This is a genomic window from Sphingomonas phyllosphaerae, from assembly GCA_036946405.1.
GTDB lineage: Bacteria > Pseudomonadota > Alphaproteobacteria > Sphingomonadales > Sphingomonadaceae > Sphingomonas > Sphingomonas phyllosphaerae_D.
This window is the reverse complement of the sequence record JAQIJC010000001.1, coordinates 2,200,629-2,223,050: the sequence shown is the minus strand read 5'-3', so window position 1 is coordinate 2,223,050 and position 22,422 is coordinate 2,200,629. Positions and strand designations below refer to the sequence as shown.

Sequence of the window (22,422 nt, the reverse complement as noted above, 5' to 3'; positions counted from 1 at the left end):
GCCACCCCAAGGACGATGATGAAACGCCTGTCCACCGCCCTGCTGCTCGCCGGCACGCTCACCACGCCGGCCGCCGCGCAGGAGGGCGAGGAGGTGGTCGTGCGCGGCCGCGGCCTTTCGCCGCGACCGGGCGACAAGGCCGCGTCGGTCGTGACACTCGACGCCGCGCGCATCCGCGAGAACGCCAGCAACCGCCTTGAAGGCGTCCTCGCCGACGTCGCCGGGCTCCAGCAATTCCGCCGCGCCGATTCGCGCTCGGCCAACCCCACCAGTCAGGGCATCTCGCTGCGCGGGGTCGGCGGCAATGCCTCCAGCCGCGCGTTGCTGATCCTCGACGGCGTGCCGCAGACCGATCCATTCGGCGGCTGGGTGCCGTTCCCCGCTTATGCCACCGACCGGATCGGCGCGATCCGCGTCACGCGCGGCGGCGGCAGCGGCTATTTCGGCCCGGGCGCGCTGGCGGGCACGGTCGAGATCGACAGCGGCGGCCCGCGCGACCAGCCGGCGCTCGCCGCCGACCTCGTCTATGGCAGCCGCAACGCCCTCGACGCCACCGCCTCGGCGCTGCTCGAACGCGGCGCGGGCTTCGCGACACTCTCTGCCGCTTATGCGCGCGGCGACGGCTTCATCCCCACCGTCGCCGCGCAGCGCGGCCCCGCCGACCGCCCCGCGCCCTATGAGCAATTCTCCGCCGCCGCGCGCACCGTCGTCACCGTCGCGCCCTCGACCGAGGTGCAGGCCAACGTCTCCGGCTTCACCGACACGCGCGCGCGCGGCACCGCCTTCACCACCAACCGCAGCGAGGGCGCCGACGCCAGCCTGCGCTTCGTCGGGCGCGGTGCGCTCGGCTGGTCGGCGCTCGCCTATCTCCAGACCCGCGCCTTCGCGTCGCAATTCGCAAGCGTCGATGCCGCGCGCCAGACCGCGACGCAGACGCTCGACCAGTACAACACGCCGGCGACCGGCGTCGGCGGCCGGATCGAGCTGGCGCCGCGGCTTGGCACCGGGCGCGACCTGCGCTTCGGCGCCGACATCCGCCGCGTCGACGGGCGGACGCAGGAACTCTATACCTATGTCGCCGGCCTCCCGACCCGCCGCCGCGTCGCGGGCGGCGCGGCGCGCAACTGGGGCGTGTTCGGCGACGGCACGCTGACCGCCGGTGCGCTGACGCTGACGCTCGGCGGGCGCGTCGATCGCTGGCAGCTGACCGACGGCCGCCTGCGCGAGACCGCGCTCGTCAACGGCGCAGCGCTGACCACCAGCGACTTCGCCGACCGCTCGGGGACCGAATGGACCGGGCGTGCCGGGGCGGCGTGGACGATCGCGCCGCCGCTGACGCTGCGCACCTCCGCCTATCGCGGCTGGCGGCTGCCGACGCTCAACGAACTCTACCGGCCGTTCCGCGTCGGCACCGACGCGGTCGCCGCCAACGCCTTGCTCTCGCCCGAGCGGCTGACCGGCGTCGACGGCGGCGTGACCCTGGTGCCGGTCGGCGGGGTCAGCCTGACCGGCACCCTGTTCTGGAACCGCCTCTTCGACGCGATCAGCAACGTCACCGCCGGGCGTGGCCCCGGCACCTTCCCCGGCGTCGGCTTCGTCGCGGCCGGCGGCACCTACCGCGTGCGCCAGAACCTAGATGCGATCGAGTCGACCGGCGTCGAGCTGGATGCGCGCTGGGACCACGGCCCATGGTTCGCCAGCGCCTCGTGGAGCCACGTCAATCCGCACGTCCGCGCCTCGGGCAGCGCCGCCCCGCTCGACGACCTCCGCCCGGCGCAGACCCCGCGCGATCTGGTTTCGGCCGCACTCGGCTGGCGGCAACAGGACGCCGCGCTCTCGGCGACGCTCCGCCACAGCGCCGCGCAATTCGAGGACGACCAGAACAGCCGCACCCTCGCCGCCGCGACGACGCTCGACGGCTATGCCGCGCTCCCGCTCACCCGCCGGATCGCGATCGAGGCGCGCGCCGAAAACGTCTTCGACGCCCGCGTCGAGGCGGGGATCAGCGGCACCGGCGTGGTCGAGCGCGCCACTCCGCGAACGCTGTGGATCGGCGTCCGCCTGCGCTCGTGATGACAAGCGCCGGTCCGCGCCCGTAAGGGAGGCGGCATGAACGAGCATCTCGACGTGCTGATCGTCGGCGCCGGCCTGTCGGGGATCGGCGCGGCCTACCGCATCGGTCACGATCGCCCCGACCGGCGTTGGGCGATCTTCGAGGCGCGCGACGCGATCGGCGGCACCTGGGACCTGTTCCGCTATCCCGGCATCCGCTCGGATTCGGACATGACGACGCTCGGCTTCCCGTTCCATCCGTGGCGCGGCGAGAAGACGATCGCGGACGGCGCCGACATCCTCGCCTACCTCCGCGACACCGCGCGCGCCTTCGGTATCGACCACCACATCCGTTTTCGCCACCGCGTCACGGCTGCCGAATGGTCGAGCGACGCGGCGCGCTGGACCGTCCGCTACGAGGTCGACGGCACTTTCGCACAGATAACGTGCCGTTTCCTGTTTTTCTGCTCCGGCTATTACGATTATGCGCGTGGCCATGCCCCGGAATGGCCCGGCATGGGGGTATTTTCGGGCAAGATCGTGCACCCGCAGGCATGGCCGGCGAACCTGTCCGTCACCGGGCAACGCGTGGTGGTGATCGGCTCCGGCGCCACCGCCGTCACGCTCGTCCCCGCCCTCGTCGCGCAGGGCGCGGCGCACGTGACGATGCTCCAGCGTTCTCCGACGTTTATCGTCGCGATGCCCGCCCGCGACCGCGTCGGGGCGGCGCTCCACCGCATCCTCCCCGCGCGGCTGGCCGATACGCTAACCCGCTGGAAAAGCATCGCTTACGGCATCGGCAGCTACACCCTCGCCCGCCGCCGGCCGGAGCTGGTCAAGCGCCAGATCGCCAAGCAACAACGCACCGCCCTCGGCGACGGCTATGACGTCGCCAAGCATCTGACGCCGAAGTACAATCCATGGGACCAGCGGCTGTGCCTCGTGCCCGACAGCGACCTGTTCACCGTCCTGCGCGACGGCCGCGCGGCGATCGTCACCGACACGATCGACCGCTTCACGGCGAACGGTATCACCCTGACATCAGGCGACATTCTCCCCGCCGACCTGATCGTCACCGCCACCGGCCTACGCCTGAAGCTGATGGGCGGCGCCACTCTCTCCGTCGACGGCCGCCCGATCGATCTCCACCGCCACCTCGTCTACAAGGGCGCGATGGTCAGCGACGTCCCAAACATGGCCTTTTCAACGGGTTACACCAACGCGTCCTGGACATTGCGCAGCGACCTCAGCGCCCGCTTCGTCGCCCGCCTGCTCGACCACATGGACGCCACCGGCACGACCATCGCCACCCCCGTGCCGCAAGCCGCGGAGGAAGCCACCACCCCGATTCTCGACCTCAATTCCGGCTATATTCAACGCGTTGCCGAATGGCTGCCCCGCCAGGGCAAGCGCGTTCCATGGCGGGTCCAGCAAAATTACGTCCGCGACGCACTGACGATGCGCAGCCGCCTCGACGACGGCGTGCTGCATTTCCGCTAGCCTTATTCGACCGTTACGCTTTTCGCGAGGTTGCGCGGCTGGTCGACGTCCGTCCCCTTCGCGACCGCCACGTGATAGGCAAGTAGCTGCACCGGCACCGCATAGACGATCGGCGCGATCAGCGGATGGACCTTGGGCATGGTGATCGTCGCGACACAGCCATCGCCCGCCGCCTCGACCCCGTCGTAATCGCTGATGAGCAGAACTTTTCCGCCACGCGCCTGCACTTCCTGCATATTGCTGACGGTCTTGTCGAACAACGGCCCGGAAGGGGCGATCACCACAACGGGAACATTCTCGTCGATCAACGCGATCGGCCCATGCTTCATCTCGCCCGCCGCATAACCTTCGGCGTGGATGTAGCTGATTTCCTTGAGTTTCAACGCCCCTTCCAGCGCCAGCGGATAGTCGGTGCCGCGTCCTAGATACAGCACGTCGCGCGCACTCGCGATCACCCCCGCGATCGCCTCGATCGACTCGTCATACGCCAGCGCGCCGTTGATCGCGGCCGGTGCCTCGGCGAGCTGCCGCACGATGCTGCGCTCCTCGCTCTCGCTCAGCCGCCCCTTCGCCTTGGCGAGGTTCGCCGCCAGCGCCGCCAGTACGGAAAGCTGGCAAGAGAAGGCCTTGGTCGATGCGACCCCGATCTCCGGCCCGGCGTGGGTGGGCAGGAGCAGATCCGCCTCGCGCGCCATCGTGCTGGTCGGCACGTTGACGACGACGGCGATCGTCTGCCCCTCCGACCGGGCGTGGCGCAGTGCAGCCAGCGTGTCAGCAGTCTCACCCGACTGACTGATAAACAACGACAATCCGCCCTCTTCCATCACCGGCGCGCGGTAACGGAACTCGCTGGCGACATCGAGATCGACCGGCACGCGCGCGAACTGCTCGAACCAGTATTTGGCGACCATCCCGGCATAGAAGCTGGTTCCACACGCCACGATCGTCACGCGCTTGATGCCCGACAGGTCGAAGTCGGGGATCGGCAGCACGATCTTGCCCTCGAACCGCTGGAGGTAGCTGCGCAACGTCTGCGCGACCACGATCGGCTGTTCGTAGATCTCCTTCTGCATGAAATGCCGGTGATTACCCTTGTCGATCAACGCCCCGGTCACACCCGAGATCGTGACCGGCCGCTCTACGGCCACGTTGTCGCGATCATAGACCTGCGTGCCGTGGCGCGCGCAGACCACCCAATCGCCCTCTTCCAGATAGGCGATCCGCTGCGTCAGCGGTGCCAGCGCCAGCGCGTCCGAGCCCAGATACGTCTCATCGTCGCCATAGCCGACCACCAGCGGCGAGCCGAGCCGCGCGCCGATCAGCAAGTCCGGGTGGCTGCGAAACAAAATCGCCAGCGCGAACGCGCCGTGCAGGCGCGGCAGCACCTCGCGCACCGCCTCGACCGGCGACTTGCCGCCCTCGACCTGCTCGCTGATCAGATGCGCGACGACCTCGGTGTCGGTCTCGCTGGTGAAGACCCGCCCGCGCGCCTGCAACTCCTCACGCAGCGTCTTGAAGTTCTCGATAATCCCGTTGTGAACAACCGCAACTTCGTCGGTCGCGTGGGGGTGCGCGTTGTTGGTGGTCGGCCCGCCATGCGTCGCCCAGCGCGTGTGTGCGATGCCGGTCGTGCCGGGCAGCGGATGCGCGGCGAGTTCCTTGCCGAGGTTGACCAGCTTGCCCGACGCGCGCCGCCGCTCGATCGCGCCATCGACGATCGTCGCGATCCCGGCGGAGTCATAACCACGATATTCGAGCCGCTTGAGCCCGTCGAGCAGGCGATCGGCCACATCGTCATGGCCGAGGATACCGACGATACCGCACATCTTACTTGTCGCCCTTCTTCTTCGCCGTCATCGCATCGCGAAAGCGCTTCGCCCAACCCTCGCGCTCTTCCTGCCGACCGCGTGCCAGGGCAAGTGAATCCGCGGTAACATCCCGGACAACAACCGAACCTGCCCCGACCACCGCCCCTGCGCCGACCGTCACCGGCGCGACCAGCGCGCTGTTCGATCCGACGAACGCGCCCTCGCCGATCACGGTGCGATATTTGAAGAAGCCATCATAATTGCACGTGATCGTGCCCGCGCCGATGTTCGCGCGCGCGCCGACCTCGGCATCGCCGATGTACGACAGATGGTTGACCTTCGCGCCGACCCCGACCTGCGCCTTCTTGATCTCGACGAAATTGCCGACCTTGGCGCTCTCCGCCAGCATCGCGCCGGGCCGCAGCCGCGCATAGGGGCCGACGTCCGCGCGCGCGCCCACGCTCGCGCCTTCCAGATGACTGAACGCGCGGATCGTCGCACCATCGGCGACCGACACCCCGGGGCCGAACACCACGTTCGGTTCGATCGTCACGTCGCGCCCCAAACGCGTATCATGCGCGAACCACACCGTTTCCGGTGCGATCAGCGTCGCGCCGTCCGCCATCGCCTGCGCGCGGCGCGCCTGTTGCCACATCGCCTCGACCGCCGCGAGTTCGCCGCGGCTGTTGACGCCGGTCACCTCGTCGGCGCTCGCCTCGACCACCACCGCCGCACCCGACAGCTCGACGACGTCGGTCAGATAATATTCGCCCGCCGCATTGTCGTTGCCGAGCCGCTCCAGCAGGTCGAACAGCAACTCCCCGCGCGCCGCCATCAGCCCGGAATTGCACAGGGTTACCGCTCGCTCTGCGACATCGGCGTCCTTATATTCGACGATCTTTTCCAGCCGGTCGCCACCCTCGGCGACGATCAGCCGCCCATAGGCCCCGGCGTCGGCGGGCCGGAATCCCAGCACTACGACGGCGGGCGCATCCGCGGCGTCGAGCCGCGCGATCATCGCCCGCATCGTCTCGGCGCGCACCAGCGGCACGTCGCCATAGAGGATCAGCACGTCGCCCGCGAACCCCGCCAGCGCCGCGCGCGCCTGCATCACCGCATGGCCGGTGCCGAGCTGTTCGGCCTGGACCGCGATCTGCGCGCCGAGCGGCGTCACCGCCGCCTCGACCTGCTCGCGCCCTGCGCCGGTCACCACCACCGTCCGCTCCGGCGACAGCGTCGCGGCGGAGGCGAGCAGGTGCAGCAGCATCGGTCGCCCGGCGATCGGGTGCAGCACCTTGTGCAGGTCGGATTTCATGCGGGTGCCCTTGCCCGCGGCGAGGACGACGACGGCGATCTTGCGGCTCGACATGGCGACCGCCCTGCCACCCTTTGCTTGCCAATTCCAGTATCGCACGGCAACGCCCGCGACCGATGACTGACTTCCCCTTCCGCATCGTCGGGTTCGATCTCGACGGCACGCTACTCGACACGTCGGGCGATCTCGCCGCGGCGCTCAACCACGCGCTCGCCAGCGCCGGCCGCCCGACGCTGTCGGTCGAACAGGTCAAGCCGATGATCGGCGGCGGCGCCCGCCACATGCTCGCGCAGGGCATGGCGGCGACCGGCGGCTGCACCGACGCCGAACTCGACGTCCTGCAACGCCGGCTGCTCGATCATTATCAGGCGAATATCGCCGTCCTCACCCGACCCTTCCCGCACGCGCTCGACGCGCTCGACCAGCTTGCCGCGCAGGGCGTGACGCTGGCGATCGTCACCAACAAGCTCGAAGCGCTCGCCCGCCAGATCCTGGCCGACCTCGGGCTCGCCGATCGCTTCGCGACGATCATCGGCGGCGACACGATGGGGCCGGGCAACGGCAAGCCCTCACGCCTGCCGATCGACGCCATGGTCGCGCGCTGCGGCGGCGGGCGCGCCGCGTTCGTCGGCGATTCGATCTACGACATCACTGCCGCGCACGCCGCCGGGTTGCCCGCGATCGCCTGTTCGTTCGGCTTCCTGATGCAGCCGGTCGAGGAGCTGGGGGCCGAGCTGGTGATCGACAGCTTCGCCGAACTGGTCCCCGCGCTGGAGCGACTGGCATGACCGAGGTGCGCGTTCCGTGGTTCTTCGCGCTGATCGTCGCGACGTCGTTCGCGGTCGGCATGGCGCTGATGCCGCATCCGGTGCAGATCGCCGAGGTCGGCGACAAATGGCAGCATATGGCGGCGTTCGGCACGCTCACCCTGCTGTCGGTGCTCGCCTTCCCGACCAGTTCGCTGCTGCGCATCGGCGAGCGGCTGTCGTTCCTGGGCGCGATGATCGAAGTGCTACAGTCGATCCCCTCGCTGCATCGCGATTGCGACATCATGGATTGGGTGGCGGACACCACGATCATCGTCGCCGTGCTGATCGTGGTACGGATCGGGCGCGGCGCGCAGCGGCGCTGAAACGCTCTGCCTTTCGTCGCATGGCTGCGCTATCGCGGTTCACGTGATCGACGAACTTCCCTTGCGCACCTGGCTGGCGGTGGCGATCGCCGTCGCGACGGCTGCGGTCGTCTTCCTGCTGTCGCGTGACGGTCAGGCGGCGCTGGCGGCGCTGGCCGGCGGCGCGGCGCTGGTGGTCATCATCGCCACCATTCCGGAAGAGCAGGCTGCCGAGAGCGACGAAGCTCCCGCCGGGCCGCACGATCTGCCCGCCGCCGCCATCGTCGAGGCGGTGTCGGAGCCGGTGCTGGTGCTGCGCGGCGGTCGGGTCGCGCTCGCCAACGTCGCGGCACGAACTCTCCTCGGCGCGCATATCGTCGGTGAGGATGCACGCGTCGCGATCCGCCACCCCGGCGCCGCCGCACATCTGGCAGAGGACGTGGCCCAGCCGGTCGATCTCGTCGGCATCGGGACGCTCGATCAACGTTGGGAGATGCGGGCCGCGCCGATCGGGCAGGATGCACGGCTGGTGCAACTGGTCGATCGCACCGGGCAACATGCCGCCGAGAAGATGCGCGTCGACTTCGTCGCCAACGCCAGCCACGAACTCCGCACCCCGCTTGCCTCCATCCTCGGCTATGTCGAGACGCTCGCCGACGAAGCGGGCGACGACCCGGGCCTGCGCAAGCGTTTTCTCGCGATCGTGTTCGACGAGGCACGCCGGATGGAGCGGCTGGTCGAGGATCTGATGAGCCTCTCGCGGATCGAGGCCGAGAAGTTCCGCGAGTTGCGCGATGCGGTCGATCTCGCCGATCTCGCGCAGGAGGCGTGCGACGCGCTCATCACCACGCATGGCGATCGGGGCGCGGACATCCACCTCGACATCGCCGAGGATCTGCCGCCGGTCACCGGCGACCCGATCCAATTGTCGCAACTGATCCACAATCTGATCGGCAATGCGATGAAGTACGGGCGTGCCGGCACCCCGGTCGAGGTGTCGCTGCGGACACAGGCGCAGAACGTCTGCCTGCGCGTCGCCGACCATGGCGACGGCATTTCCCCCGAGCATCTGCCGCGGCTGACCGAGCGCTTCTACCGCGTCGATCCGGGCCGCAGCCGCTCGGTCGGCGGCACCGGGCTCGGGCTCGCGATCGTCAAGCACATCGTCGAGCGCCACCGCGGCCGACTCGACATCGCCAGCACCGTCGGCGTCGGCACGCGCGTCACGGTCACGCTTCCCGCCCCGGCGCCGAAGCCGCTGTCATGAAGGCGTAACCTCTATGTCACACGGCGCGCTGCATGAGGGCTGCCGTGTCGGCAAACGCCCGTGCGGGGGATCCATGTCGCGCTTCGTTCAGGCGCTCGCAGCCATGCTGCCGCTCGCCCTGGCGAGCGGGCTGGCGGCATGCGTCGATCAGGCGGCGGGCGGCAGCGCGGGCGCGCGTGACCAGATCCGCGCGGTCGGTTCCTCCACCGTCTACCCGTTCACCACGATCGTTGCCGAACGCTTCCTCGCCACGGTGCCGCACGCGCGCCCGCCCGTGATCGAATCGACCGGCACCGGCGCGGGGATCCGCTTGTTCTGCACGGGAGTTGGTGCCGCGCATCCGGATCTGGTCGACGCCTCGCGCCGCCTGCGCCGCGCCGAATATGCGGAATGCGCGCGGCACGGCGTCGACCAGATCATCGAGGTGCAGATCGGCATCGACGGGATCGCCTTTGCCGAGGCGCTGCAAGGCCCCGGCATGGCGCTGGCCCCGGCGGACATCTATCGCGCGCTCGCCGCCGCCCCGCTCGGCCGGCGCAATGTGGCGCGGCTATGGCGTGACGTCGATCCGGCGCTCCCCGCGATCCCGATCCAGGTGTACGGGCCACCCGCGACCAGCGGCACCCGCGATGCGCTCGCCGAGTTGATCCTCGCCAAAGGGTGCGAGGCAGTCGAGCCCGATACGGTCGGGCTGCACGAACGCGATCCGAACGCCTTCGCAACCCGTTGCCAGCGACTTCGCGAGGACGGCGCCTATGTCGATGCGGGCGAGAACGACAATCTGATCGTCCAGAAGCTGCGCTCGAACCCGAATGCGCTGGGCATCTTCGGCTACGGCTATCTCGAACAGAATGCCGGTGTCGTCCGCGGCGTGCCGTTGAACGGCGTCGCCCCGACCTATGCGACGATCGCCAGCGGCGCCTATCCGGGCGCGCGCCCGTTGTTCGTCTACGTCAAGAAGGCGCATCTGCGCGCGATCCCGGGACTGCGCGCGTTCCTGCGCCAATATGCGGCCTTGTGGGGCGCGGACGGTCCACTGGTGAAGCGCGGTCTGATCGCCGCACCGTTGCCGGTTCAGCGTCGCGCCGCCGCGATTATTGCCAACGAAACCGCACTCGACCCGCGCGAGCTGCACTGATGTCGGCGCTCGCACTCCTTTTCCTGATCGCGGCGCTGGGGCTGATCGGCTGGGTCGTCGCGCGCGCCCGCGCCGCCCGCTTCCGCAGCGCGACCACCCGTCGATTCAGTTCCTTGCCCCAGCATCACGGCTGGTATGTCGCGATGTGGACCCTGCTGCCCGCGCTGATGTTCCTGGCCGTCTGGCATTCGGTCGCGCCCGCGTTGGTCACCGACGCGGTGATCGCCACGCCGATGGCCGCCGCCCTCCCCCCGCCGGGGCTGGACCGCGCCGCGATCCTCTCGGAGGCACGCAACCTCGCCGAGGGCGAGGCGTGGGGCGCGTTCCATCCGCTGTCGGAGCGGCTCGCCCCCGCCTATGCGGCCGCGCAGGCGCGCTATGACTGGATCGCCACCACGATCGCGCTGCTGCTCGCCTTCTCCGGGGGAGCCGTCGCCTTCCTGCGCGTCCGCCCCGGCTTTTCGGCACGCTCGCAAGTGGAGCGCGTCGTCATGGGCCTGTTGCTCGTCGCCTCGCTGATCGCGATCCTCACCACGATCGGGATCGTCGCGTCGCTGTTGGTCGAAAGCGCGCGCTTCTTCCGGATCGTGCCGATCACCGATTTCCTGTTCGGCACGCACTGGAGCCCACAGGTAATTGACGCGCGCGATCCCGGCGCCGCGCTGGGCGCGGTGCCGTTGTTCTGGGGGACGTTCTTCATCGGCGCGGTGATCGCGATGGCGGTCGCGGTGCCGCTCGGGCTGATGAGCGCGATCTACCTGACGCAATATGCGCATCAGACGACCCGGCGCTGGATGAAACCGATGCTGGAGATCCTCGCCGGCGTGCCGACCGTCGTCTACGGCTATTTCGCCGCGCTGACGGTCGCGCCGGCGGTGCGCGACCTCGGGGTCGCGCTCGGCGTCCGCTGGGCCTCGTCGGAGAGCGCACTGGCCGCCGGTGTGGTGATGGGCGTGATGATCATTCCGTTCGTTTCGTCGATGGCCGACGACTCGCTTTCCGCGGTCCCCGCCGCGATGCGTGACGGCAGCCTCGCGATGGGCGCGACCAGTTCGGAGACGATCCGTCGCGTGCTCGTCCCCGCCGCTCTGCCCGGCGTGATCGGCGGCGTCCTGCTCGCGGTCAGCCGCGCGATCGGCGAGACGATGATCGTCGTCATGGCGGCTTCCGGGGTCGCCTCGCTGACGCTGAACCCCTTTGCGAGCACGACGACCGTCACCAAGCAGATCGTCGACCTGCTCACCGGCGAGGCGGAGTTCGATTCCGCCAAGACGCTCGCCGCCTTCGCGCTCGGGCTGACCCTGTTCGTCATCACGTTGCTGCTCAACGTCGTCGCGCTGATCGTCGTGCGCCGCTACCGCGAAGCCTATGAATAAGCGCGCAGCCTCCCCCGCGCGCCAGCCGACCGACTGGCAGACGCCCGCGATGCAGCGCCGGGTTCGCCGTCGCTACGCCGCGGAACGCCGCTTTCGGCTGCTGGGATTGGCGGCAGTCTGTGCGTCGGCGGCGTTCCTCGTCTACCTGCTCGCCACGATGATCGCGCAGGGCGCGAGCGGCTTTACCGAAACCCGGCTCGCGCTGCCGCTCGATCTTCGCGGTCATGTGGTCGTCAGTCCGGCGCAACTCGGCGGCCCCGCCGCCGACCTCGCGCTGGCCGGCGCGGGGCTGGAGAATGCGGTCGACGCCGCTGCCGATCGCGCCTACCCCGCGCAGGGTGGCGCCGCGCTGTTGTCCGATGGCGCATGGCTGCGCGTCCGCGACGCGATCAAGCACGATCCACAACTGCTCGCCGCACCCGTGACGCTCGACGTGCCCGTGGCGACCGATCTCGACATGGCGTACAAGGGCAGCGGTACGCCCGGGAGCGAGGCAGCGGTGACCGCACTAGGCGCGCATCTGTCGCGCGGCCTGAACGTCAGCTTCTTCACCGGCGCCGACGCCACCGACCCGACCCGCGCCGGCATCTGGGGAGCGCTCAAGGGATCGCTGCTTACGATGGTCGTCACGCTCGCGCTCGCCTTTCCGATCGGTGTCCTTTCGGCGTTGTATCTGGAAGAATATGCTCCCCGTAACCGCTGGACCGACCTGATTGAGGTGTCGATCAACAATCTCGCCGCCGTCCCCTCGATCATCTTCGGTCTGCTCGGGCTCGCCGTGTTCCTCGGCACCTTGCACATGCCGCGGTCGGGCGCGATCGTCGGCGGGCTGACGCTGGCGCTGATGACGATGCCGGTGATCGTGATCGCCGGGCGCAACGCGATCACCGCGGTGCCGCCGTCGATCCGCGACGCCGCGCGCGCGCTGGGGGCCTCGCCGATCCAGGTGGTCTTCCACCATGTCCTGCCGCTCGCCCTGCCGGGCATCCTGACCGGGACGATCATCGGCATGGCGCGCGCGCTCGGCGAAACGGCACCGCTGCTGATGATCGGGATGCGCGCGTTCATCGCCGCCCCGCCGGGCCGGCTCACCGACCCCGCCACCGTGCTGCCGGTGCAGATCTTCCTGTGGTCCGACGACGTCCAGACCGGCTTCGTCGAGAAGACCTCGGCGGCGATCATCGTCCTGCTCGTCGTGCTGCTCACCATGAACGGCCTCGCCATCTACCTTCGCAATCGCTTCGAGACCCGCTGGAAATGAGCAACGCCCATGAAGAGGCCGCCGTCCTGCGGGCGGCGGATGGCCCGAAAATGACCGCCACCGGCGTCAACGTCTTTTACGGACGCAAGCAGGCGATCCGTGACGTCTCGATCGACGTGCGCCGCGAGGACGTCACCGCGTTCATCGGCCCGTCGGGCTGTGGCAAATCGACCTTCCTGCGCACGCTCAACCGCATGAACGACACGATACCCGGCGCATGGGTCGAAGGCGACATCCGGCTCGATGGCGAGGACATCTATGCCAGGGCGATGGACGTGGTCCAACTCCGCGCGCGCGTCGGCATGGTTTTCCAGAAGCCGAACCCGTTCCCGAAATCGATCTTCGAGAACGTCGCCTACGGCCCGCGCATCCATGGGCTGGCACGTTCGAAGGCCGACCTCGCGCAGATCGTCGAGCGTTCGCTCACGCGCGCCGGCTTGTGGGCGGAGGTCAAGGACCGCCTCTCCGAAAGCGGCACCGCGCTGTCGGGCGGCCAGCAACAGCGGCTGTGCATCGCGCGTGCGATCGCGGTCGACCCGGAAGTGATCCTCATGGACGAGCCGTGCTCGGCGCTCGACCCGATCGCCACCGCCAAGATCGAGGAACTGATCCACGAGCTGCGCGGCCGTTACGCGATCGTGATCGTCACCCATAACATGCAGCAGGCGGCGCGCGTCAGCCAGCGCACCGCCTTCTTCCATCTCGGTCAACTGGTCGAATACGGCGACACGTCGGACATCTTCACGAACCCGCGTCAGGATCGGACGAAGGACTATATTACAGGCCGGTACGGCTGAGGATCGCAGGCATGGGGAACACGCAGGAACATACCGTCAAGGCGTTCGACCAGGACATCGGCCAGCTGCGCGGGCTGATCTCGCAGATGGGCGGACTGGCCGAAAGCGCGATCGCCAACGCGATGATCGCGTTGCAGCGCGGCGACGCCCTGCTCGCCGAGCGGATCGCCGCCGACGACAAGCGGATCGATGCGATGGAGGCCGAAGTCGAGCGTACCGCGGTCCGCATCATCGCGCTGCGCGCCCCGATGGCCGACGACCTGCGCGAAGTCGTCGCCGCGCTCAAGATCGCCAGCGTGATCGAGCGGATCGGCGACTATGCCAAGAACATCGCGCGCCGCGTCCCGCGGATCGAGAGCGAGCATCGCATCGAGCCGCTGTCGATCCTGCCGGCGATGGGGCGCATGGCCGCCGCGATGGTCCACGACGTGCTCAACGCCTTCGCCGCGCGCGATCCCGAGGCGGCGTTGGCGGTGTGCCAGAGCGACAATGCGCTCGACGATTTCTACGACAGCATCTTCCGCACCCTGGTCACCTTCATGGTCGAGAACCCGAAGACGATCAGCGAGTGCGCGCAATTGCTGTTCGTCGCCAAGAATCTCGAACGGATCGGCGATCACGCCACCAACGTCGCCGAGATGGTCTATTTCGCCGCAACCGGGGTGCGGCTCGTGGAACGCGAAAGAGGAGTCGATTGATGGCCAAGGCCCGCATGTTGCTGGTGGAGGACGATGCCAGCCTCGCCGAGCTGCTGGTGTGGCATTTCACCCGCGAGCATTTCGACGTCCAGCATACGATCGATGGCGAGGAAGCGTTGCTGCTCGCCAAGGAGACCCCGCCGGACATCGTGCTGCTCGACTGGATGGTCGAGGGCATTTCGGGGATCGAGGTCTGCCGCCGCCTGCGCCGCGCCGCCGAAACGCAGAACGTGCCGATCATCATGCTCACCGCGCGCGGCGAGGAAGAGGATCGCGTCCGCGGGCTCGAAACCGGTGCGGACGATTATGTCACCAAGCCGTTCTCGCCGCGCGAGCTGGTCGCACGCGTCGGCGCGGTGTTGCGCCGCGTGCGTCCTGCGCTGGCGGGCGAGCAGCTCACCTATGCCGATCTCGAGATGGACACGGTCGGCCACAAGGTCCGCCGTGGCGGCGACGTCGTCGCGCTCGGGCCGACGGAATTCCGCCTTCTCAAGCACTTCCTCGAACATCCTGGCCATGTCTTCTCGCGGGAGCGTCTGCTCGACAGTGTCTGGGGGCATGACAGCGACATCGAAAGCCGTACCGTCGACGTCCACATCCGTCGCCTGCGCAAGGCGATCAATGAAGGCGGGCGTCCCGATATCATCCGTACTGTCCGCTCGGCAGGCTACGCGCTCGACACCGGCCACTGAATCTTTCCGGTGCCGCAACAACGGACCTTTTTTCTGTCGTGGGGCGTTGCCCGGACCGCGTGATAACAACGCGTTTCTGACCGAACGCACACGGCAGGAGAAAGATAAGATGAAGGCCATTCTTCTCGCGGCAGCCGCCGTCATCGCCATCCCGACGATGGCGGTCGCGCAGGACACGCCGCAGACCACGACGACGGCACCGGACACCGGCGCCGCCCCGGCGACGACCGCGGATCCGAGCATGCCCGCCGATCCGGCCGCCCCGCCGCCGACCGACGGCACGATGCCCGCGCCGACGACGCAGGCCGATCCGGCTGCACCGGCCCCGGAGGCCAACGCCCCGATGACCCCGCCGGCCGGCGGCGCGATGACCCCGCAATCGGGTGGCGCGATGGGCACCGAGAGCGCAGGTGGTTACCAGCCGTCGCAGCCGGCCGTGTCGGGCACGCCGCAGCCGGGCGCGACCGTCCGCTACCAGGCCGCTCCGTCGCCGTCGCAGGCCTATCCGGCACCGGCGCCCAAGGAGAGCTACCCGATCTGCAAGAAGGGTCAGTATGACGGCTGTATGCAGGCCAGCGACGCGCGCAAGTCGACCCGCCGCCGTCGCTAGGCAAGCCGGTTTCGGACGGGCATTGCGCCCGTTCGAAGACTAGGTATGGAAGGCGCTTCATCCGTTCAGGAGGGAGCGCCTTTTCCATGTCGATCCGTTTCGACGATCGCGTCGCCATCGTCACTGGTGCGGGGGGCGGCCTTGGCCGGCATTATGCGCTCGAACTCGCCCGGCGCGGCGCGCGCGTTGTGGTCAACGATCTCGGCGGCGACCGGAGCGGCACCGGCGCTTCCGACGCCGCGCAGGCGGTGGTCGAGGAAATCCGCGACGCGGGTGGCACCGCGATGGCGAACGGCGCCAGTGTCGCCGATTACGACCAGATGGCCGAGATGGTCGCCCGCGCGACCGAGGCGTGGGGCGGCGTTCACATCCTCATCAACAACGCCGGGGTGCTGCGCGACAAGTCGTTCGCGAAGATGGACCCGGCCGATTTCGCCTTCGTCGTTCAGGTCCATCTGCTCGGCAGCGCCTATGCCACCAAGGCGTGCTGGGAGACGTTCCGCGCGCAGAACTACGGCCGCGTGCTGATGACCTCGTCGTCCTCCGGCCTCTTCGGCAATTTCGGGCAGGCCAATTACGGCGCAGCCAAGCTCGGCATCGCCGGTCTCGCGCGGACCTTGCATCTGGAAGGCGCGAAGCACGACATCCGCGTCAACACGATCGCGCCCACTGCGGGCACCCGCATGACCGAGGGGCTGTTCCCCGACGCCGCCTTCGCTGCCTTTGCGCCCGAAAAGGTCGCCCCCGCCGCGCTCTATCTGGTCAGCGACGACGCGCCCTCCGGCCAGATCGTCGGAGCCGGGGCCGGGGTGGTACAGGCCAGCTATATCACGCTCACCCCCGGTGTGGCGCTCGACGGCGAGGACCTCTCGCCGGAAGGTGTGGCGCGGCACTGGGCCGCGATCACCGATCGCGCGGGCGAGATCGTCCCCAATTCGGGCGCAGAACAGGCGATGCTGATCGGGCGGACGTTACAGGAAAGATAGAGCGTAGGTTTAAGCTCCACTCGCCATGCCGGATCAACTTGACGTTGTTTCGCTCTTGGGTTGAATTCATCCCGCCTGAACCATCACCCGCCGTCACCCCGGACTTGTTCCGGGGTCTACCGTCCCGCAAGAGCAACCGCCTGTGTGCTGTTGGAACGGTCGATGCCGGAACGAGTCCGGCATGACGGGTGGCGGCTCCACTTCAGCTGTGATGGATCACACGCCAGTCGGTCCGCATCACCCCGAACTTGATCCGCGTACGGCCTTGCTACCGAAATGGATCGCATGGCGAGCGTGGATCGCACGAGCGCTGCGGCGACGGGGCGGCCTTGAGGCTGTCCTGTCACGAGAGAGGTGCCGTCCGCGCGCAAAAAAACGCCCGCTTCCCTCCCGGCCGCATGGCAGCGGGGCGCGGAACACGTCCGGGGGAGACGAAATCAGATCAGTCGTGCGTAGATGAGGTCGTCGTGCCAGGTCGCGCCGACGAGGAAGCGCCGCGTCCCCGCCACCGCAAAGCCCTGCTTTTCGTAGAAGCGTCGCGCGCGATCGTTGCCGCCGTACACGCCGAGGAGCAGCCGGCGATGGCCGGCCGATCGCGCATCCTCGACCGCTCGCGCCATCAGCGCCGGCCCCATGCCGGTGCCGTGCGTCGGGAAGAGCGCGTAGATGCGCTTGAGTTCGATATCGCCCGGCTCCGGCGCGATGGGCAGGTCGGGCGCGGTGAGCAGGCTGTACCCGAGTGGCGCGCCGCCGGGGTCTGCCGTGGCGAGCGTCGCGATCGCGCCGCCGGCCAGATAGGCCTCAAATGCGGCCGCGCTGCTGTTGCGGGTGACGTGCGCGATGATATCGGTGCCGTCGAGGATACCCGCGAACGCTTCGAGAAAGGTGGCGCCCGCTACCAGCGAGAGCGCGGCGGCATCCGCCGGCCCTGCACGGTGCAGGCGCCACTTCATATCAGCCGACGATTTCTTCCGGCTTGAAGAAATAGGCGATCTCGATCGCGGCATTCTCGTCCGAGTCCGAACCGTGGACGGTGTTCGCCTCGATCGACTCGGCCAGTTCCTTGCGGATCGTGCCCGGCGCGGCATTCTCGGGGTTGGTGGCGCCCATGATGTCGCGGTTGCGCTGCATGGCGTTCTCGCCTTCCAGCACCTGCACGACGACCGGGCCCGAGGTCATGAACGACACCAGATCGTTGAAGAACGGGCGCTCCTTATGGACCGCGTAGAAGCCCTCGGCCTGCTCCTTGGTCATCTGGATGCGCTTGGAGGCGACGACGCGCAGGCCAGCCTCCTCCAGCATCTTGGTGACCGCGCCGGTCAGGTTGCGGCGCGTGGCATCGGGCTTGATGATCGAGAAGGTACGGTTCGCGGCCATGACGGTCACGGGCTCCTGAAATGAATAGGATGGAAGTGGCGCCGCCCTAGGCGGACGCGCGCGGCGATGCAAGCGAGCGCTCAGGCCGCCTGTTCCCAGCGTCCCGCCTCGTTCTGCTTCCAGTAGCGACGCTCGACGCCGTCGCGCGCCGCCAGCTCCTTCCACGCCGCACGCGCCGCGCGGATATGGTCTTCGTCGAAGAAGTGGAAGGCGCGGTCGAAATCGAGCGCGGCGTCGCGCCACTCGCCGTCGACCAGCGCGATATGACGGGCGCGGTTGGCGGGATCGACGTCGGCGGCGATCAGGATCGGCTGGCGCTCGTCCGCCGCCCCGCCTTGCTGCGCGTGCGGCAGGAAACTGTCGGGCGCATAGTTCCACAGCAGCCGGTCGAGCGCGGCGCGCCGCTCCTCATCCGCGGCGACGATCAGCAACCGCGCGCCCGACGCCACCACCTTCGCCGCGATCTGCGGGAGCGCACGCTCCAGCGGCATCCGGGTCAGGTGGTAGAAGTCGACCTGCATCGCCGTGCCTCAGCCCTCGCAGGTGTCGGCGACGAACCGGTCGAGGACGCGCACGCCATAGCCGGTCGCGCCCTTCGCCCAGGTCGGGCCGTCCTTGTCCGCCCACACCATGCCGGCGATGTCGAGATGCGCCCAGGCGACGCCGTCGTCCACGAAGCGTTGCAGGAATTGCGCGGCGGTGATCGAGCCCGCGCCGCGCGGCCCGACATTCTTCACGTCGGCGATCGGCGAGTCGATCAGCTTGTCGTAGGCGTCCGACAACGGGAAGCGCCACAATTTGTCGCCGGTGGCGAGGCCCGCCTCCAACAGCTGCCCGGCGAGCGTATCGTCGTTGCTGAACAACCCGCCATATTCGTTACCGAGCGCGACGATCATCGCTCCGGTCAGCGTCGCAAGGTCTACGATGCGCGTCGGCTTATGGGTATTTTGGACCCAAGTGATGCAATCGCATAGCACCAGACGTCCCTCGGCGTCGGTGTTGATGACCTCGATCGTCTGCCCCGACATGCTGGTCACCACGTCCCCCGGCCGCTGCGCATTGCCGTCTGGCATGTTCTCGACGAGGCCCATCACGCCGATAACATTGGCTTTTGCCTTGCGCGCGGCGAGCGTCAGCATCGCGCCGGCCACCGCCGCCGCGCCGCCCATGTCCCACTTCATGTCTTCCATGCCAGCGGCCGGCTTGATCGAAATCCCTCCAGTATCAAAGGTTACGCCCTTTCCGACCAGCGCGGTCAGCGGCGCATCGGCACCCGCACCCGACCACTTGAGCGCGAGGACACGCGCTTCCCGCCGCGACCCCTGCGACACCCCTAGCAGCGCCCCCGCGCCAAGAGCCGCAAGTTCCTTCTCGCCGAGCACAGTCACTTCGAGCCCGAGACCATCGACGGCTTCCAGCACGCGCGCGACGAAGCTTTCCGGATAGAGGATGTTCGGCGGCAGCGTCGCGAGCGTGCGCGCAAGACCCAGCCCGCGGGTCACCGCCTCACGCCCGCTCCATTCGGCGTCGTCGCCGACGATCGTTACCGTGGTCAGCGTCGGCTTCTGCTTTTCCGGGAGCTTGGTGCGATATTCGTCGAAGCGCCACGCGCGCTGCGCCACGCCCGCTGCGAAGCGCGCGACGGCGAGTGCCGGCGCGCCGTGCAGATCGGCCACCGCGCTGGCGACGTCTGAGGTGAGCAGCCGCGCAGTCAGCGCGCCACCGGCGCGCTCGAAGGCGGCATCGTCGCCGCTGCCGACGCCGAGCAGCAGCACGCGCTGCGTCCCCTGCCCCGCCGTGACGAACGCTTCCGCGACGCTACCCGCCTCGCCGGTGAAGCGCTGCCCCGCGGCAGCGGCGGTCAGCAGCGCATCCGCACCGTCGATCAGCCCGGCGACGCCGGCATCCTTGCGGATCGGCAGCGCCAGCACCCCAGCGTCGGCGGGGCGGTCGGCGGTGAAGGCGATCTGCATTCCTGTATCCTCTTGCAACATGTCGCCTACCTAGGCACCGGACCGTGAAATGGCAAAGCGTTGCAGGCTCGGCGTGGCGATGCGATAGGCGGCAAAAGCGTTGCCGCCATTTCCGGCCGGTCGCGCAAACGGGGCAGCGACGACGACGTGATGCGTTTCGATCTTCTCGCCGGCGGCGTGCTGTGTCTGGCGCTCGCGGCACCGACCGCGGCGCAGTCGCTTCAAGACCGCGCAGGCGACGCCGTCGCCCCGGCGTCCGTCCCCGCCGCGTCCACTGACGGCGATCAGGTTCAGTTCAGCGCCGGCGCGCTCGAATATGACTATCAGGCCGATGTCGTAACCGCGACCGGCGAGGTCCGGATGAGCCGTGCCGGCGAACGGCTGCGTGCCGAGAAGGTCGTCTGGAACCGCAAGAGCGGGCGCGTCGTCGCGACCGGCAATGTCGCGGTGACCAACCCGCAGGGCGATGTCGCTTACGGCGATTCGATCGAGCTGACCGACACGCTGAAGGATGGCGTGGTCGACAACCTGCTCGTCGTGCTCGAACAGGGCGGACGGCTAGCGGCGGTGCGTGGCGTGCGCGAAGCCGACGGCACGATGAATCTTGACCGTGCCGTCTACTCTCCCTGCGCGGTGACCGGCTCGGACGGCTGCCCGCGCGAGCCGACGTGGAAGATCACCGCGGTCAAGGTCATCTACCGCCCCGACAAGGAGCGCGTGTACTACGAAGGTGCGCGTTTCCACCTGTTCGGACTGACCAGCCCGGCGCTGCCGCGCTTCAGCAATTCGGTCGCCGCGAGCAACGACACCGGGCTGCTGACGCCGTCGATCGGGTTGACGCGCCTCAACGGCGCCGAGTTGGTGCTCCCGTTCAACCTCGCGCTCGGCCCCAATCAGTCGCTGGTCCTCGCGCCGCACATCTTCACGTCGGAAGTACCGATGATGGAGGCACGCTACAGCGGGCTCAACGAGCTGGGCGCCTATTCCATTCGCGGCTTCGCGACGAGCAGCCGACGCACCCAGAACCTCGCCGACATCACCACTTCGGACACCGAGCGGGCGTTCCGCGGCTATCTGGACGGCGTCGGCCGATTCCAGTTCGATCCCAATTGGAGCCTGACGGGTTCGCTGCGGCTGGTGACCGATCGTACCTTCCTGCGCCGGTACGACATTTCGAACGAGGACCGCTTGCGAACGACGCTGGCGCTCGAGCGCGTCGATCCGAACAGCTATCTGTCGATCGCCGGCTGGGCCGTGCAGACGTTGCGGGTCGGCGATCAGCAAGGGATGCAGCCGGTGGCGCTTCCCGAAATCGACTATCGCCGCCGCGTGCCCGATGCACTGCTCGGCGGGACGTTGCAGATCCAGCTCAACTCGCTGGCGATCGGGCGCAAGGCCGGTCAGGACACGCAGCGCGCGTTCGGCAGCGCCCGCTGGGACTGGCGGGGGATCACCGTCATGGGTCAGGAAGTGACGCTGACCGCGTTCGGCCGTGCCGACGCCTATGACACGCAGAACGTCGCGGCGACCTCGATCGCCAGCTATCGCGGGATCGAGGGGTTCCAGACGCGGTTCATCGGTGCCTTGGCAGCGGATGTCCGCTGGCCGTTCGTCGGCGAACTGTTCGGGGGCTTCCAGCGCTTCACCCCGCGCGTGCAGATCGTCGCCACGCCGAAGACGCGCAACATCCAGGTGCCCAACGAGGACGCACGCGCGGTCGACCTCGAGGACTCCAACCTCTTCGCGCTCAATCGCTTCTCGGGCTATGACCGCTGGGAGGACTCGAGCCGCGTGACCTATGGCGCGGAGTGGGCACTCGATCTGGATCGGATCGCAATCTCGGCCAATGTCGGCCAGAGTTATCGCCTCAACGAGCGGCCGAGCATCCTGCCGGACGGGACCGGGCTGTCGGATCGCTTCTCCGACATCGTCGGGCGTACCAACATCCGCTTCGGCGAGCTGGTGACGCTCACGCATCGCTATCGCATCGACAAGGACAATTTCTCGGTGCGCCGCAATGAGATCGATGCGACGGTCGGCACGCGCCAGACCTACGCCACGGTCGGCTACCTGCGGCTCAACCGCGACATCGACGTGCTGGAGGATTTGCAGGACCGCGAGGAAGTGCGTGTCGGCGGTCGCGTCGGCATCACGCGCTTCTGGTCGGCATGGGGGTCGGCGATCGTCGACCTTACCAATCGCGCCGAGGACCCGCTGTCGACCTCGGACGGTTTCAGCCCGATCCGCCACCGCATCGGAGTCGCATACGAAGACGATTGTCTCAATCTGGGGCTGGCGTGGAAGCGGGATTACCGCAACGTCGGCGACGCGCGGAGCGGCAACAGCTATCTCTTGACGCTTTCCTTCAAGAACCTCGGCCGCTAAGCCGCGGTTCAGTTGGTTCCCGCCACAAGCGCCGTGGCGGCTGCGGGCGCACCTCATCGGGATTTCGAGACGGACG

20 protein-coding genes are annotated in these 22,422 nt (G+C 68.5%); 14 read left to right on the top strand and 6 right to left on the bottom strand.

Annotated elements, in window-relative coordinates:
- The first annotated feature begins 15 nt into the window (after positions 1-15).
- Complete coding sequence (locus PGN12_10585) at positions 16-2,073, top strand: TonB-dependent receptor (protein ID MEH3104341.1); 2,058 nt, start codon at positions 16-18, stop codon at positions 2,071-2,073.
- Between the two features lie 36 nt (positions 2,074-2,109).
- Positions 2,110-3,552, top strand: a complete 1,443-nt coding sequence (locus PGN12_10580) for an NAD(P)/FAD-dependent oxidoreductase (GenBank protein ID MEH3104340.1) — start codon at positions 2,110-2,112, stop codon at positions 3,550-3,552.
- Between the two features lie 2 nt (positions 3,553-3,554).
- On the opposite strand, the gene glmS is transcribed toward PGN12_10580, so the two are convergent.
- Both glmS and glmU read right to left on the bottom strand, forming a co-directional pair.
- Positions 3,555-5,378: a glutamine--fructose-6-phosphate transaminase (isomerizing) gene (gene glmS, locus PGN12_10575; protein MEH3104339.1), complete on the bottom strand. Its 1,824-nt coding sequence runs from the start codon at positions 5,376-5,378 to the stop codon at positions 3,555-3,557.
- Position 5,379: 1 nt separating this feature from the next.
- Positions 5,380-6,729 carry a bifunctional UDP-N-acetylglucosamine diphosphorylase/glucosamine-1-phosphate N-acetyltransferase GlmU gene (gene glmU, locus PGN12_10570; GenBank protein MEH3104338.1) on the bottom strand — a complete coding sequence of 450 codons (1,350 nt, stop codon included), beginning with the start codon at positions 6,727-6,729 and terminating at the stop codon, positions 5,380-5,382.
- A gap of 62 nt (positions 6,730-6,791) precedes the next feature.
- On the opposite strand from glmU, the gene PGN12_10565 reads away from it, so the two are divergent.
- From PGN12_10565 to PGN12_10515, 11 genes are all read left to right on the top strand, one after another.
- Positions 6,792-7,463 (top strand): HAD-IA family hydrolase, encoded by a 672-nt coding sequence (locus PGN12_10565; protein MEH3104337.1) that lies wholly within the window; start codon positions 6,792-6,794, stop codon positions 7,461-7,463.
- Positions 7,460-7,807 (top strand): hypothetical protein, encoded by a 348-nt coding sequence (locus tag PGN12_10560; GenBank protein ID MEH3104336.1) that lies wholly within the window; start codon positions 7,460-7,462, stop codon positions 7,805-7,807. The genes PGN12_10565 and PGN12_10560 overlap by 4 nt, the downstream gene beginning before the upstream one ends.
- A gap of 43 nt (positions 7,808-7,850) precedes the next feature.
- Positions 7,851-9,053, top strand: a complete 1,203-nt coding sequence (locus PGN12_10555) for an ATP-binding protein (protein ID MEH3104335.1) — start codon at positions 7,851-7,853, stop codon at positions 9,051-9,053.
- 73 nt (positions 9,054-9,126) lie between these two features.
- A complete protein-coding gene (locus tag PGN12_10550) occupies positions 9,127-10,191 on the top strand; it encodes a substrate-binding domain-containing protein (protein ID MEH3104334.1) in 1,065 nt (354 codons plus the stop codon).
- Complete coding sequence (gene pstC, locus PGN12_10545) at positions 10,191-11,567, top strand: phosphate ABC transporter permease subunit PstC (protein ID MEH3104333.1); 1,377 nt, start codon at positions 10,191-10,193, stop codon at positions 11,565-11,567. The genes PGN12_10550 and pstC overlap by 1 nt, the downstream gene beginning before the upstream one ends.
- Positions 11,560-12,828, top strand: a complete 1,269-nt coding sequence (gene pstA, locus PGN12_10540; GenBank protein ID MEH3104332.1) for a phosphate ABC transporter permease PstA — start codon at positions 11,560-11,562, stop codon at positions 12,826-12,828. Before pstC ends, pstA begins: the two co-directional genes overlap by 8 nt.
- Positions 12,825-13,625 carry a phosphate ABC transporter ATP-binding protein PstB gene (pstB, locus tag PGN12_10535; GenBank protein ID MEH3104331.1) on the top strand — a complete coding sequence of 267 codons (801 nt, stop codon included), beginning with the start codon at positions 12,825-12,827 and terminating at the stop codon, positions 13,623-13,625. Before pstA ends, pstB begins: the two co-directional genes overlap by 4 nt.
- 11 nt (positions 13,626-13,636) lie before the next feature.
- A complete protein-coding gene (phoU, locus tag PGN12_10530) occupies positions 13,637-14,323 on the top strand; it encodes a phosphate signaling complex protein PhoU (protein MEH3104330.1) in 687 nt (228 codons plus the stop codon).
- Positions 14,323-15,015, top strand: a complete 693-nt coding sequence (gene phoB, locus PGN12_10525) for a phosphate regulon transcriptional regulator PhoB (GenBank protein MEH3104329.1) — start codon at positions 14,323-14,325, stop codon at positions 15,013-15,015. The genes phoU and phoB overlap by 1 nt, the downstream gene beginning before the upstream one ends.
- Before the next feature lie 109 nt (positions 15,016-15,124).
- Positions 15,125-15,625: a hypothetical protein gene (locus tag PGN12_10520; protein ID MEH3104328.1), complete on the top strand. Its 501-nt coding sequence runs from the start codon at positions 15,125-15,127 to the stop codon at positions 15,623-15,625.
- An 86-nt stretch (positions 15,626-15,711) separates the two neighbouring features.
- Positions 15,712-16,611 (top strand): SDR family NAD(P)-dependent oxidoreductase, encoded by a 900-nt coding sequence (locus tag PGN12_10515; GenBank protein ID MEH3104327.1) that lies wholly within the window; start codon positions 15,712-15,714, stop codon positions 16,609-16,611.
- A gap of 437 nt (positions 16,612-17,048) precedes the next feature.
- Here PGN12_10515 and PGN12_10510 read toward each other — a convergent pair whose 3' ends face one another.
- From PGN12_10510 to PGN12_10495, 4 genes are all read right to left on the bottom strand, one after another.
- Positions 17,049-17,564, bottom strand: a complete 516-nt coding sequence (locus tag PGN12_10510; GenBank protein MEH3104326.1) for a GNAT family N-acetyltransferase — start codon at positions 17,562-17,564, stop codon at positions 17,049-17,051.
- Between the two features lies 1 nt (position 17,565).
- Entirely contained in the window at positions 17,566-17,988 is a 423-nt protein-coding gene (gene ndk, locus PGN12_10505) for a nucleoside-diphosphate kinase (protein ID MEH3104325.1), read from the bottom strand.
- A gap of 80 nt (positions 17,989-18,068) precedes the next feature.
- Positions 18,069-18,509 (bottom strand): DNA polymerase III subunit chi, encoded by a 441-nt coding sequence (locus PGN12_10500; protein MEH3104324.1) that lies wholly within the window; start codon positions 18,507-18,509, stop codon positions 18,069-18,071.
- A gap of 9 nt (positions 18,510-18,518) precedes the next feature.
- Positions 18,519-19,961 (bottom strand): leucyl aminopeptidase, encoded by a 1,443-nt coding sequence (locus PGN12_10495; GenBank protein ID MEH3104323.1) that lies wholly within the window; start codon positions 19,959-19,961, stop codon positions 18,519-18,521.
- Between the two features lie 150 nt (positions 19,962-20,111).
- Between PGN12_10495 and lptD the strand changes: the two genes are divergently transcribed.
- Positions 20,112-22,346: an LPS assembly protein LptD gene (gene lptD / locus PGN12_10490; GenBank protein MEH3104322.1), complete on the top strand. Its 2,235-nt coding sequence runs from the start codon at positions 20,112-20,114 to the stop codon at positions 22,344-22,346.
- Positions 22,347-22,422: the final 76 nt, after the last annotated feature.